The following is a 14,098-nucleotide window of genomic DNA, read 5'->3' on the forward strand; positions in this document are numbered from 1 at the left end:
TGCGTCCAAAACAGTAGAAAGCTGCACCGGCATTCAAACACACCAGATCCAGAATTGGTTCGGGAGTTTGGTACTGTAAAAGAGACAGGAAGATTTCTGCATTCTCGTCACTATCACCACCTGAAATCTCACTGTAATCCCGTTTTGCTATCCCAAAATCTGAAGGCGAAATCTGGTATTCCTTGGTCACACCTTCGGTCACTTCAAAGATATGCGTGTGTCCAGAAATGGAGATCTCATCAATCCCTGGCTCTCCGATAACAATCAAAAAGCGTTTACGCCCAAGATGGCGGAGGACTTCTACCAGTTGTCTGCCCATATCGACATCAATTGTTCCGAGTATCTGATATTGAGGATTGGCAGGATTGCATAATGGAGCGCTGAGATTGAAAATTGTCCTCCTGTCAACCATTTGTCTGGCAGTTACAACTTTTTTCATTACTGGATGGTATGTGCGAGCAAATAGAAAACATACATTCGTTCTCCTGAAAATGTCCTCTAAACGGTCATCTCTGAAATCAAACTCACAGTCGAGTTTTTCCAGCAAATCAAAGCTTCCATTCGGTCTCTTTGAGCCTTTATTGCCGTGTTTCACAACCGGAACGCCGCCAGCAGATAAAACGAACGCGGCGGTTGTCGATACGTTGAATCGATTTAAACCGCTTCCACCTGTACCACACGAATCAATGACGTCGGAAGAGAGTGGTACAGGTCTTGCTCTGGTCAATAAAGCTCTCGAAAATCCGAGAATTTCATCGGCAGTCTCGCCCTTCTCAGAGAACGCTATGAGCAGTTTTGCGATCTGTTCGTCTGGCAGGTTACTTTCCAGGATTGCACTCAGACATTGTTCAGCCTCATCGGCTTGGAGAGATTCACCCTCTCTGAGTTTATCAATGTATTTCGAGATCATAGGTAGTGCTTCCTATTCAGATAGTCCTTTTATCCAGAAGCTTGCCTTGAGTGTGAAACGGCTGCCATTGCCGATGTAGGTGTGACAATTTTACCACTTATCCAGATTGCGATCAAAAAAACTCATAATAACCCTGGAATCCGGCCTATTTATATAAGCCATGTCTGAAAAATAACATCTACTATCAGGATCGCACATTATCGAATTGAGAGGCGCACCAGGAGTAGTTTTTTGGCTTTGATTTGAAGTAAATAGCACTTCCATTTGCCAACTGTGAAGAAGGGGAGTAGCCTCACTATGAAACAGAGCAATACAACTGTGCCAGATGCCAAAAGTTGAGCCACCAACAGAACGTACTTTTTTTATGTAATGGTCAATAATCTGCTGATCTGTAATCTCTTGATCTTGGGAGCAAATTCGCCGGACAAAAACGTTGGGTTGCTCCTCATTTGACAATCCATTGATCACCAGCCCAGAGTCGATCGCAAAAGATGGGAGGCCCGATGTTTGATAATAAGCTATTGCCTTTTTGATCGCATTCTTTTCAGGGGTATCGCCGTCTTCAGTTACATCTAATTTTAGTCCCAATTGGATAGGGTCCAGAATTTCAATTGCAAACGGCGATAAAATATGTCTAACATGACGAATTTTTTCTTTATTAGCCGTTCCAAATAGAATTTTCTTCATTAAAAATTAAACCTCTGTCTATAGTCAAAACAGTGCTTCTTTTGGAACGGATTCAAGGCTTTCCCGTCCATTCAATCTGGTAAGGGGGTGGCTGCGTACCGTCGATATCTGTAAATCCATATTCACGAGATAGGTTTCCAACATTGAGAACCTGCCCTGTTCGTGATATAATATCCGGGTCGCAAGCAAGGGCGACGACAGCTCTACCTGCGTATTGGGTTGATTCAGTTTTTGGTGGTAGATTTTGAGAGACAACAGGTGGCCTTTGATATTCACCTCGAATTTCCTCTTGGGATAACATCCCTTCGTTTCGAATGAAGCCTGGAGAAAGAGCAATAGATGCAATATTGTGAGGCTTCAATTCCTGAGCCATAGCGAACATAAGCCGACCCATTGCAGTCAAAGCAAAGTCCTGGGGCACTGGTTCAAGATATTTGTCTTGATCCCAGAAAGTAATATTGATGATCAGTCCTTGTTTTCGAGGAAGCATTAGTTTTGCACCTATTCGACAAGCAGTGTATGAGGTGCGAACGCCTGTCTGATACATTTTATCAATGCGCCAATTCGGCTGGTCCCAGAAGGGCTTGCTGAAATTCTCCATATTGTCGTAGCCGCCCCAGATGACATTTACAAGAATATCAATATAACCCTTCTCCTCCTTGATTTGTTCATAAACGCCATTGACTTGATCATCATCTGTATGATCACATTGAATTGGGATTCCCTTTCCACCCATCTCTGTCACCAATTGTGCTGTTTTATCAATTGTTGCATTAGGCCATTCAGGGCGTTGTGAGTCTTCTTTTGTGCTACGACCAGTAACATAGACCGTACATCCATGTTCCCCCAAGACAAGAGCGATTCCTTGTCCCAATCCTCTACTTCCTCCAGTGACAAGGGCGATCTTTCCATTCAAGTTTGCCATAGATTCCTCCAATTCCATTTTGCGAAGTGCATTTACTAATGGCCCGATTTTTGTCTCGATAATACGGCGTTTTCTTTTTGCATGGGAGCGACCCCGTTCAAAACTGCGGTCGCCAAGTTCTTCGTCAAAGGGGCCATCATCCCAACCAAAATCCCACAACTCAACCAAAGCAATCCCCACTTCTTTGATGTTGAAAGTAAATGGGATACTACGCCGACAGAATGTCTCCTCTGTGAACGGCAATTCATCTTGGGGGCTGCGCGGAGTATATTCAAGAACAACCGTGAAATTCATGAGATGTCCTTGTTTTTGGGCGTAGGGCGACGCAGCGCAACAACGGTGTGTTTGGCAAAGAAAATCCCCGTCAGAACCTACTGAACGGGGATCTATATCACAAAACTTGTTCTATAATAAACTCAGGTAACCCGCTCTCTTCGTTCACTTGGATAAAGCGAAAGATACTCTCTCACCTCGAGATTCATCCGATCTATTTCGGCCAGATAGCCTCCTGCCGATAACCAATAGTTCTGTGGATTGGTTTCGACCTGTCGAAGCTTTTCTACTTGTCGCTGAAAATATTGGATGCGTTCCTTGGTCGCATCAAGCTCCTGATCGTTCTGAATCATCGCTGACCACCTCTACTATTCCACGTCGTGTTTTGTCCCGCTTGATCAGCCAGTGTTCCAGTGCCTCTTGATCTCCGTCGAATTCAGGCCAATTCTTCATCTGGAGTCAAATTTTCCAGAATAATATGTACGGTTCGAATCGACTTCGGTTTGGCTACTCTCGTAACAATATAGCTTCCGATACCGGTCATTTCCAGCGAAATTTTCTCTATGCTCAAGTATACTGAACGAACTTGAACTTCTTGTTGTGCGTTGCCTCCACTTCACCAACAGAACGCGGTTAAGGCCTCGACCAGGCCAAGTCAACTGCGAATGCCCCCAGCGGAGTGAGGGGCAAGGACCGGGTCCGACTCTCGGTGCACTACTCGCAACGATCAGTTGAGCCGTCTTGTTCGAACCTGAGATCGAGCAAACCAACAGTCACATTATAGACAATGCCGACATGGTGTACCGAGTCGTCTGGACGCGCTACACTTTTTGGGCGTAAAACCGAGTTTTCAGACACTACCTAAGTCTGCATGAGGATTTCAACTCGATTCCCAAAAGGATCCCGAAATTCGAAGCGATTGATGCCGGGAATTGCGATGGATTTTTCTATCTCGACGCCCGCCTCAGCAAGCAGAGACCTCCAAAAAGAGATGTCTGTCACCTCGTAGGCCAGGTGTGCCTTGGTAGCCAGCCGATCCACGCCCTCTTCGATTCCTACGTGAACCTGGCGATCACCGACTTGCAACCACAATCCACCTCGGGCCTTAAGCGATTCCGGCTTCTCGATTTCGGGTAACCCTAAAATGCCGCAATAGAACTCCCTCGCAGCATCCTCAGCGCCCCTGGGTACCGTAATCTGTGCGTGGTGTAAGCTCTTAATCATTTCCCTTTCCAGCCTAAGATGCGAATCCGGTTTGCGTGTAACATTCTCGCGGGTTGCGAACCTGCAAAGCGGGTTGCTGAAGACCATGGCGCAAATGCGCCACAGCACAAGTGGACCTGTTATATGCCTGTGGTAGGTTTGGATCGCATAAGAAACGGTAAGGGAAGATCAGGGTCGGGTTTCTTCCGCCTTTCCGAAGCCTCCGTAGAGAGCGAACAGACCTTTCTTCCAAAGCACATCAACTCTCTCAAACCCGACTTTTGATAGCAGAGAGAGATGATGAGGAATATCTAATGGAGAATCTTCTATCAAAGAGTTCTTCAGGATCGGCTCAACTCTATCTTCTGGAAAGTTTCGTCGAAGCAACTCAGCCCAATCCTCGAATCCAAGCATGGTCAGTTCTGCTTTTGAGCCGTGAACGTGATCAAGACACAGAAAGCACCCGCCTGGCTTGATCCAACTGCGAATCCGTGTGTATAGACCCTCGTATTCCGATTCTAGCCTGCCATGACACAGCGCATACGATGAGACCACACAATCGAACGAATCGGCTTCAAGTTGTACGTCATCATCTGCGAACAAATCCCCGACAACGGTTCTGAACTCGGCACCGATCTCCTCTAGCTGTCTCGCTGCTTCCGTCAGAAGCTTTTCCGATACATCCAAGAGCGTAACCTGGCTCTGGGGAAACCGACTCAAAACAAGCTTCGAGAGCCTGCCCGTACCAGCTCCCAGGTCCAGAACGGAAGGGGCGGGGGGAACAAGGGTGGCCATAGTTCGGAACATGAGTTCGTGCGTGTACTGGAAGTCGGGTGAGACCTTGCTCGCATTTGGAAAAAAATTGAAAGCGTCGGCCACATCCCGAAAACCCTGGTTAACTTGCTCCCGCGTCTTCTTGATGGCAATCCCTTGATCCAGCATATCCCGAATCTCTGAAAACGCACGATCGTCCATTTTGGATCTCCAAATGTCTCTACGGTTCTGCTGTATCCCCGCATTCCTGCATGCTCAGTCAAAAAGCTGCCAAGGCATATAATGTCCTGCCGGTTTGCGAACTCGCGCAGCGTATTGCCAAAAAGCCAAGGCGCAAATCGTGCTGTTAACTGACGTTGCCCAATCCGAGACTGGTGTATCACTTAGCTAACCCTTGCCGGTTCGTGGTTCACCTCCAAAACGGAGCAGGTTGCCGTCCAAATCTACGACATGCAACTCGCACGCCCAGGGATTATCGATCAACTCTCCTCTTATGTGCGCGCCCGACGATGTAAGCTCATGATAAAGTCCTTCAATGTCTTCGACGCCTATCCAAACCGTACCATGTGCCTCGCCGACTGGATTGGCACTGAGATATATCGTCCAATCATCTCGACTCACGGATGCAAACGAACCGTCGTGCGTCCAATCCACCCTGAAACCCAAAGCGTTCTGATAGTATTCCAGACTGCTGTCAAAGTCTGAGCAGCTGAGAATCGGGATTATATTCTCCACCATCTTGTGCATGAGAACCTCCAATTTTACCCTGTAAGTATGTCTCAACAGCAATCCCAGGTGCGGAGGTCTCTAGGAAGCTGTTTTGAAGGTGTTGGGTTTGGTGGGTGCGAGCATTTCTTTTAGAGAGACCGAATGCTCCTTGACAATCATCCTATCCTCATGAAAGGTGACAAAGTTGAAGCACGGCGGGTGCTCTTCGTCAAAGTTCACTTCCTGTTCATTAGGCCAATAGTTGAGTTGGCAAAAGGTGCTGCCTACACTGATATAGGCAATGCCATCCTTGTGGATATGGGTCCCCCGATGAACATGACCGAAGAAAACACCTCGAAGACGCTCTCTTGCAGGCAACAGTGCTTCATGCAATTCAGTACCATTAAGCATGCCCACGTCTCTAGAATACCACTTGGAATCCAAATCGAGGGGCGAGTGATGCATAAAAACAGTCAACGAGCCGTTCTGCTGGCTAACCTCCGCGCGAACAAAATCAAGCTGATCTTTTGTTACTTTACCAAAGTGACCGGCCTCTTCGTATGGCTGCTGGGTATCTAACACCAGAAACCGTTCGCCCTGATATGAGAATCGATAGCAGTTCAGGTCTGAATTGGATAGTACATCCTCTTTAGGACCCATTGTTAGATGCACGCGCATATAATCACGCGTGTCATGATTGCCTGTTACAAAGTAGATTGGGACGTTGATTTGAGAAAATGCTTCTGCCGCCAGTTCGTAGGCGACCTCAGTATTATGATTCGCTACATCCCCTGTATGAATCACAAATTGGGGTCGCGTCGGCAGGCTGTTTATAGCTTCAAGGACCCGCAATAGATTACGGAATGGATTGTTGCCTAACGCGACCCAATCTCTCAAATGTCCTAAGTGTGTGTCACTGATATGGACGAAATGCAGGGAATCTGCCATGTTTTCCTCCTTTATCAGGGAGATGGGATCCAATGACTCATATTTGCCCTTTTCAGATTCCGAAGACACACTCAAGCGTTCTGCTTGCTCAGCTCGGTAGCGGTCAATCCATTGGGCATTGAGGTCGTCAGCCAGACGCCTGTGGCGTGTCTGAATCTCGCGCCCGGGTGGTAGCTTGAGGCCGAGGAAGTCAAGGATGCCACAGGTCACACCGACGGGATCGGTCGCAAGGTCTTCGTACCGCACAAGGTAAGGCTGAATACCAACCGAAGCAAACCACGCCCGCCATGCTGCATTGTGCTCATTGATCATCTGAACCAACTTGCAGATCTGGTCGAAGTCGAACCTGGGTTCTTGTTTTGGCTGTTCCGATCTCGCCTGATCAGTCTCGAACCAGACGTTGGTTTGCTCGGCGCGGTGCCAGGAGACGGCCTGCGCCAGAACATCGTCGCGCTGGAGATAGACAAAGCGCGTATGGCCGAACGCTCGGTTCAATAGGTCGATATCGCCACCAGTGATAGCTGGATAGACCGTGCCCAATCTGTCGACCATATAGTCCAAAGTTCCCCACATAATCCTTGCGGCAAACACGCCATTCTCGGTCCTGCCTGCAGCAAGGGCCGCTCGCGCGAATTCGGAATATTCAAAGATCCCATCAGACGAGCGGACAATGTCCCATCGGGCGGCCCACATTTGCTCGTCGGGCTGGCGGAAGTATGACTCAGGACGACCCGCGACTTCCGCAGACGCCAGCAATCCACACAACAAGGTACTGCCTGTGCGTGGGGTGGCACAGATCAAGTACGAATCGGTGCGTCCCATCCGACGTACGCTTTCCTGCTTGCCTCTTGATCTCTCTGACTCTTTCATTGATTCTTCTTTAAAACAGCTTCTTAATAAAATCGACCAAAATCTGGGAAACTGACTTCAAAAAGATACGCGAGCTTTGTAAACACAGCTCGTCCACCTGGGAGTCTATCAACAAACACAAAGTAGAAGTGGCTTTCTGGGGTGAACTCGTAGTCAAAGATTGCGTTGAAATTGTAGCTGATCTCATCCTGCAACCGTTCATCTACGCGTTCAAAAAAAATGCGCCAACCGATCTTTTGGGTCAATTGATAGTTACTGCGGAGCCGGAAAATTAGCGTATTTCGATGTGTACGCCAAAAGAAATTATCCAGGTCGAGATCAGCGGTCAACTTGCCAAAGAGGTTGACACCTGCAGAGAAGCTGGTAAATCGGTTGAAATCGTCTCGACGGGTTCCGAAACGATTTGCAACCTCCAGGTGCCACCACGGTGCCTGATAATCAATCACTGAGCCGATAAACCTGGTATCGAAAAGTTGACCGACTTCGCGGAGCATGCCAAACCCACCATAGGTGAAGAAATCAAATCGGCCAATATCAATATCAAAACGGAACTCACTCCGCCGTTCCCGCAGCAATTTTTGTGCATTGGTTTGGTAAAAATGGCGCATATCAACACCAAATGACTGCACGAGATTCGCCTCTGGAAACTCGTGTCTGTACCTCACGCGAGCACGGCCCCGACGGAATGCCTCATCTTCGAGTCCCATCTCATTTGGACGAAAACCGTCCTGAATTTCTTCAAACGCAATTTCGGTTAGCCAACCTTCATGAAGCCATTCCATCGCGGTGTGATACGCCCGATGCGTTTCGCCATCGATGAAATCGACAGCATACTGCGACGTTACAGTCCAGTCTCGATGAAGTCCAAATCGACCATTGAGCGATAGGAGTGCCACATCTCGATCTGCCTGGTGTTTATGGATTCCCATTGCGCCGATGACAGTGCGCTCGCCGATGTCGTAATTAACCCGCCCGCCCAAAAGATTTGCCTGCTTTTTTTTATCTGCATCATACCGATCGATCATTTTGCCGTACGTGTTGATGACCGCGAAATTAGAACCGCCAATTTTACCTGCTGTTTTTACACCAAAATCGATTTCTTGAACGCGGCGGGTATAGAATAAATTGAGCGGCAGCCTGAACAGTTCAGCACCTTCCCTGAAGAATGGACGGCGTTCTGGGAGAGACAACTCCCGGTCACTTGATATGTTAATTTGCGTCGGGTCACTTTCCAATTGTGAAAAATCGGGATTGAAAGTCACATTCGAGGTGAGGTGCGTCGAGATCGGGAGAATCAGGTCTAAACCACCATCGTGGTCATTGGAACGATTTTCTATTGCACGATAGGTCCCGTAGGGGAGAATACCGATCTTCTGCTCTGTTTTGATCTTTCCGAAATTCAATCCGGTCAAATCGCCAAACTCTGATACGCGCCCGAAAAAATCGGTGCGTGCCCACGAATAGGATTGACCATTTATCGGATGTGTCCGCCAAAAGTTGATTCCCCACGTTGTATTGTGTCGATTAAAACGGAGCATGCGAAACGGGATCGCAAATTCTGCGGTCCAGTGATTTTGGTATTTTTTTATTTTTGATTCCCATTTTGCATCCCAACTCAGGTCGAAGACACTCTCATTACTGACCCGCTCGTCCATCTGTGTGCCGAGCGTGTTGATTCCAAAAACGTAGCAGTTGCGACGGTCGCGATAGGTATCAAGCATCACTTCGATACAGTCATTCTGCCAGATCGCGGAATCCCGGCGAATTTTCGTCTCGCGCAAACTCTTCATGTCCGGCTCATCGCAATATACGCCGATATAGAGCATGTGCTCATCGTACAAAATTCTGACTTCCGTATTCAATTGCGCCGGATGGATGCTTCCTTCCTTTGCGCGAAAGAAATTGGTTGCAATTTGGGCGCGTTGCCAGACACTGTCTGTAAGTTCGCCATCAATAATAGGGGGATTATCCGTCCATGTGGCACTGATGGTACGCGTCGAGCTTTGCGTTTCAGCGAAAAGCGGTAGAGCCAGCAGCACAATTGGGACCCAAATTATCGCGCATGACCACCGCACCTGTTTGGCTTTCTCCACCGTTTTTGCCTCCTGATCTGGGCATTACAAGTCATAAGGGTGAGGAAGACAAGATTCATGTGGTTTAGACAAATGGAAGGGGATTTAGGTTTTCCGACCGAGCTATTGAGGAAAGTTGGCAATTGAGGATATTGCTTTTTGTGCGCGATTTAGCGGGGTGGGATTTGGGAGATGTTTTTGTCATCAGTGAAGAAATAGAGGGACAGCCCTCACACCCTTCTATTTTTTTGTCTTTCACTTCTGCTTGCTGGACAGTCGTTTATATTCAAGAAATTTCTCTTGAACCAACTCTTTTGCGAAGAGATCTTTGCTCAGATCAAAGCCTTTCTCAATCGAATCTGTGCGTCCAAAACAGTAGAAAGCTGCACCGGCATTCAAACACACCAGATCCAGAATCGGTTCGGGAGTTTGGTGCTGTAAAAGAGATAGGAAGATTTCTGCATTCTCGTCACTATCACCACCTGGAATCGTACTGTAATCCCGTTTGGCTATCCCAAAATCTGAAGGCGAAATCTGGTATTCTCTGGTCACCCCTTCGGTCACTTCAAAGATATGCGTGTGTCCAGAATTAGACCGATTTCCCACGCATCGAGTCCCAACACCTCGCCCTTTGTGGGCACAAACACTCCGAAAATCCCGAAGGCAAACAGACCTGCGAACCCCATCAGAAGATAGACAAATACGCGGCTATTCCCAAAGGTTGCACCAAGGCTGCGAAAAACGCCCAGATTGTGCTCCGATGAGGTCCGTTCTCCACCCTTGATCAAATAAAAAGCAGCACAGAAGGCCACGAGTGAGAGAAGCCTATCCACAAGGAATGTCGCGGGCGCATATAGACGTGCAAACGCACCCTCGTTTTTTATATTTCTTCGCTCACAGTCGATCTGCTTGGAGCGGCTCCAGTTCAATATTTAAGTCAAGTGCCTGGCACACTTTCAAAAAGGTCGTCATATTACAATTGATCCCATTCTCTACCTTCGATAACTGCTGCTGAGTGATCGTCGCGCGTCTGGCAACTTCCTTTTGGGAAAGGCCCATCTGTTCGCGTAGGTGATAGATCTTCAGCGATAGCTCTGCCAGTTGCTTCTCCTCCTTGTAAATTCGCCGGAAACGCTCGTCTTTTAGCTTTTCTTTAAGATGGTTCCTAAAACTCCTCATTGAATTCCTCCTTTAATTTCTGTTCGTCATAGCGAGCCAGAAAATCAGCTCGATACTTTTTGGATAAATCAATTTCAGATTGAGGCACACGCCCTGTTCGCTTCACAAACCCATGGGTCAAGACAATAAAATCTCTGAAGCAAAAGAAATAGAGAATCCTTACTTGATCTCCAGATAGTCTCACTCTCAGTTCATGTATTCCATCTTCCAGCAGGTCTGCATAGGGCCTGGGCAGATTCGGGCCTTGACCTTCTAGCTGTGCAATCCAACTGAGCGTTTTGGCTTGATTTCGTTCTTTCCTGGCGTCTATGAATTCCTGAACAGGACAATGCCCATCTGAGGTCTCATAATAGATGATGTACCATTTTCGATTCATATAAAATGATACATCATAAATGATGTGAATTCAAGCCTAAAAATTAAGCAACACATTTTTTTTCCAGATAGATGTCGTTTCCATATGGAATCTTCTTCATTGAAAATTAAACCTCTTTGGAAGATTTTAGGGGCTGAATCAAGCAACGTATCCGAATCTTTCTCAGTCGGCAAAGTCATGGATTCTTTGATATACGCTCAATCTGGCCTGATCCAATTCCTGCCCATATTCCTGAAAAAACAAAGGAATCCACTCATGTCCAAGATTTCTACGAATGGTGTAGTGAGCTGCGACAAAATCGAGATACCGATCTCCGACGCCCGCATAGCCCAAATCAATGTAGCCACTTAAACGACTATCGTGGATCATTACGTTGGGTAGGCAATAATCCCCATGGGTGAATACCAGGTCCTCTGGTGGCAGGTCGGCTCGTATGCTGTCCAGCTCATTCCGGAGAACATTCCTCGTTTCGCCATCTGGTATCTGACCGTCCAGTACGCCTGAGTCAATCAAGTCTGTCGCCCACGCAAAATAGCGGTCCATTCGCCAATCCAGAGGGCACGAATCGACTGCTATTGCGTGAATTTCACGAAGGCCCTGAGCAAACAGGCGTACGAGACCCGGAACATCACTTTTGGCATCCTGGTGGATCCCTGATACACCAGTGATTTGGGTCATGAGCAGATACTGAGTATTACCTTTTTCGTGGAAGCAGACCACGCGAGGAACGTTCAATTTTCCCTGGAGCCAGGACATTGCCGTTTTCTCGGCCAGAAGATCGGATTCTTGTGGTGCCGCACGCGTATCTCGTGCTTTGAGGAACAAATTCTGTTTGCGTGGGTGAGTGTACCGGAACACGTCGGCACACGATGCTGTCCGGAGATTTTCCCCATCTGACTCAAAACCCGCCAGATGGGCTTGGACAGCAGTTGGAAGATTTTCGACTTTCAATGCGCAACTCCCGATCAGGCTACTCTCATCACCATGGGATTAACGGACTGTTACAGTAATCTCAGCAGGTCATTTACATCGCTAAGATATTGTCGATTGTCTGGAGTTCATCTTCGGTGAAATTCAGGTTTTCGAGTACACCGACGCTGTCCTCGATTTGTTCGGGGCGGCTGGCTCCGCAAAGCGCGGTCGTGACTGCCTCCTGGCGGAGGACCCAGGCGATGGCCATCTGGGCGAGGGTTTGGCCGCGGGCGCAGGCGTGGTCGTTGAGCTTGCTGATTTTGCCGAGGAATTCTTTGTTGAGGCGATTTTTGAGCGGGTGACCCGGGCGAGCGGCACGAGAGTCTGCGGGGATGCCGTCCAGGTATTTGTCGGTGAGCATGCCGCTGTTGAGGATGGAGAAGGCGATGCAGCCGATGCCTTCCTCTTGCAGTACGTCGAAGAGGCCATTGTTTTCAGGTTGTCGGGTAAGCAGATTGTATTTGGGCTGATGGATCAGGCAGGGCGTACCTAAGTCGCGCAGGATATGCGCTGCCTCTTTGGTTTGGTCAGGCGGATAATTGGAGATGCCAACATAGAGGGCACGACCTGAACGGACGGTGAAATCGAGAGCACCCATGGTTTCTGCAAGTGGCGTGTCGGGATCAGGGCGATGGTGGTAGAAGATATCGACATAATCTACCCCCAGGCGTTTGAGGCTTTGATCGAGGCTGGCAACAAGGTATTTCCGCGAGCCAAAATTGCCATAGGGTCCAGGCCACATATCAAATCCAGCCTTGGTGGAGATGATTAGTTCGTCCCGGTAGAGCGATAGGTCAAGATGGAGGATGCGACCGAGGGTCTCTTCGGCAGAGCCATAGGGCGGTCCATAGTTGTTGGCCAGATCCAGGTGCGTGATGCCGTGGTCGAAGGCGGTGCGCACAATAGCACGCCCGTTTTCAAACACATCGATGCCGCCAAAATTATGCCACAGGCCGAGAGAGAGTAGGGGGAGTTGAATACCGCTGTTGCCGCACCGTCTATATGTCATGCTGTCGTAACGCGATTGGGATGGGAAGTCGGACATGAAGGCTCCTTTGTTACATATCGAGTATCTTGAAATGCCTGTAGAAGTGCTGAATGTCGCATTCTGGCCGCAAAACCTCGTAGGTAAAGCAACGTTCGCATTCTTCAGGTGAGTCGGCTATGGCGGTTGCAGTTTGGAACCGATTAATCGCCTCAATATCCGGGCGGAATCCGCCGCGCAGAAATTGACCCCACAGCGCCCAGAACGCAAGCTCATATCCAACAGGCTTGGCCGAAGCGAGGTACTCCGGTGGAAACAGACGGCGATAGGCATCGATGTTGTAGAGCCACGAGCCTCCGCGCACGGTCTCTGCTTCCGTATGCTTCTCCCTTACGTCTCGAAGAAGACGGGTTAGCTCACGACGTCTGACACCGACACGTTCAAGGCTCAGAGCGCCCTTTCCAGAAGTGTCAACGTTACGAAAGTGAAGACGGACTCTGGGTTCATTCCGGAAGGGGTAGCTGTACCAGAAACACCCAAAGCCGTCCAGGACATTGATTGGCGGTTCGTCTTTCTCGCGCTCGAGATAGTGGTCGTATGCCCAGCGATCCGGCTCACTCGCATTTCGTAGCCCTCTCAAAAAGCTCTGCCAGGCCTCACTTTCTTGCGCTGTCTCTTTCGTGACTCGAATGTTCAAAAGTGTCCGGAGCATTGTGCAGTCAATCAGGGTGTCTTCCAGGGGTCTGTGAGACAATTCGGCCATACGTCTGGCAAAGGCCAGTTGGACCGAGATGAATTCATATGGCAGGTTGAGTTTGGGCATTTACTATGTACCTGAAAATACCGGTTAGCGGAAATCGCCTTTGATCCGCAGCCTGTTCAGCACTTGGGACCTGCCCTCACCGCACCTGCCCCATAGGCCATTCCGAGGTCGGCCTACCTTGCCACGTTGATCGCCTGAAGAATCGCCCGCCTGGGGGACGGCTAAACCAGCTACTAATAGCGATTCCCCAAAAGTGCTCAAAGGATCTGTCCTTTAGATTCGCGTCACCGAAGTCGTAGTGCGACAGGACCTCGTCGAGAAATGACTCTCCGTAAACCCAGAACCCATAGAAATCTTTAGCGGGATCCGTGATTTCGACGTCCCCCCAGTCTATGATTCCAGTAAGTCTTCCGGTCGAGGGATCATGATAGATGTGTTTGTACCAGAGGTCGT

Annotated in this window: 16 protein-coding genes; all 16 read right to left on the reverse strand. The window is 48.7% G+C overall.

The features are described from left to right. The coding region (gene trpD / locus OXG87_10625) for an anthranilate phosphoribosyltransferase (protein MCY3870004.1) at nucleotides 1–910 on the reverse strand (910 nt) is incomplete at its 3' end. A gap of 90 nt (nucleotides 911–1,000) precedes the next feature. Further along, nucleotides 1,001–1,597, reverse strand: coding sequence for a hypothetical protein (locus OXG87_10630; GenBank protein ID MCY3870005.1), 597 nt, complete (start codon nucleotides 1,595–1,597; stop codon nucleotides 1,001–1,003). 52 nt (nucleotides 1,598–1,649) lie between these two features. Continuing rightward, entirely contained in the window at nucleotides 1,650–2,816 is a 1,167-nt protein-coding gene (locus OXG87_10635) for an SDR family NAD(P)-dependent oxidoreductase (protein MCY3870006.1), read from the reverse strand. 122 nt (nucleotides 2,817–2,938) lie between these two features. Beyond that, the gene (locus OXG87_10640; GenBank protein MCY3870007.1) at nucleotides 2,939–3,148 is read right to left on the reverse strand and encodes a hypothetical protein; all 210 of its coding nucleotides are present in this window, start codon (nucleotides 3,146–3,148) and stop codon (nucleotides 2,939–2,941) included. A gap of 508 nt (nucleotides 3,149–3,656) precedes the next feature. Beyond that, nucleotides 3,657–4,019, reverse strand: coding sequence for a VOC family protein (locus OXG87_10645; GenBank protein ID MCY3870008.1), 363 nt, complete (start codon nucleotides 4,017–4,019; stop codon nucleotides 3,657–3,659). Between the two features lie 168 nt (nucleotides 4,020–4,187). After that, the gene (locus OXG87_10650; GenBank protein MCY3870009.1) at nucleotides 4,188–4,973 is read right to left on the reverse strand and encodes a class I SAM-dependent methyltransferase; all 786 of its coding nucleotides are present in this window, start codon (nucleotides 4,971–4,973) and stop codon (nucleotides 4,188–4,190) included. A 186-nt stretch (nucleotides 4,974–5,159) separates the two neighbouring features. Beyond that, nucleotides 5,160–5,519 carry a VOC family protein gene (locus tag OXG87_10655; GenBank protein ID MCY3870010.1) on the reverse strand — a complete coding sequence of 120 codons (360 nt, stop codon included), beginning with the start codon at nucleotides 5,517–5,519 and terminating at the stop codon, nucleotides 5,160–5,162. Nucleotides 5,520–5,579: 60 nt separating this feature from the next. Beyond that, a complete protein-coding gene (locus tag OXG87_10660) occupies nucleotides 5,580–7,298 on the reverse strand; it encodes a Stf0 family sulfotransferase (protein MCY3870011.1) in 1,719 nt (572 codons plus the stop codon). 23 nt (nucleotides 7,299–7,321) lie between these two features. Continuing rightward, nucleotides 7,322–9,391 carry a DUF5916 domain-containing protein gene (locus OXG87_10665; GenBank protein MCY3870012.1) on the reverse strand — a complete coding sequence of 690 codons (2,070 nt, stop codon included), beginning with the start codon at nucleotides 9,389–9,391 and terminating at the stop codon, nucleotides 7,322–7,324. A gap of 234 nt (nucleotides 9,392–9,625) precedes the next feature. After that, nucleotides 9,626–9,976 carry a hypothetical protein gene (locus OXG87_10670; GenBank protein MCY3870013.1) on the reverse strand — a complete coding sequence of 117 codons (351 nt, stop codon included), beginning with the start codon at nucleotides 9,974–9,976 and terminating at the stop codon, nucleotides 9,626–9,628. Between the two features lie 288 nt (nucleotides 9,977–10,264). After that, entirely contained in the window at nucleotides 10,265–10,549 is a 285-nt protein-coding gene (locus OXG87_10675; GenBank protein ID MCY3870014.1) for a helix-turn-helix transcriptional regulator, read from the reverse strand. Continuing rightward, nucleotides 10,536–10,925 carry a type II toxin-antitoxin system RelE/ParE family toxin gene (locus OXG87_10680; protein MCY3870015.1) on the reverse strand — a complete coding sequence of 130 codons (390 nt, stop codon included), beginning with the start codon at nucleotides 10,923–10,925 and terminating at the stop codon, nucleotides 10,536–10,538. The genes OXG87_10675 and OXG87_10680 overlap by 14 nt, the downstream gene beginning before the upstream one ends. Nucleotides 10,926–11,087: 162 nt before the next feature. Next, on the reverse strand, nucleotides 11,088–11,876 hold the full coding sequence (locus OXG87_10685; protein ID MCY3870016.1) for an aminoglycoside 3'-phosphotransferase: 789 nt from the start codon (nucleotides 11,874–11,876) through the stop codon (nucleotides 11,088–11,090). A 73-nt stretch (nucleotides 11,877–11,949) separates the two neighbouring features. After that, complete coding sequence (locus OXG87_10690) at nucleotides 11,950–12,942, reverse strand: aldo/keto reductase (GenBank protein MCY3870017.1); 993 nt, start codon at nucleotides 12,940–12,942, stop codon at nucleotides 11,950–11,952. A gap of 13 nt (nucleotides 12,943–12,955) precedes the next feature. After that, entirely contained in the window at nucleotides 12,956–13,522 is a 567-nt protein-coding gene (locus OXG87_10695; GenBank protein ID MCY3870018.1) for a hypothetical protein, read from the reverse strand. A 259-nt stretch (nucleotides 13,523–13,781) separates the two neighbouring features. Beyond that, nucleotides 13,782–14,098: phosphotransferase (locus OXG87_10700; protein MCY3870019.1), on the reverse strand; the 317-nt coding region annotated here is incomplete at its 5' end.

It is taken from the genome of Gemmatimonadota bacterium (genome assembly GCA_026706845.1).
Lineage (GTDB): Bacteria > Latescibacterota > UBA2968 > UBA2968 > UBA2968 > VXRD01.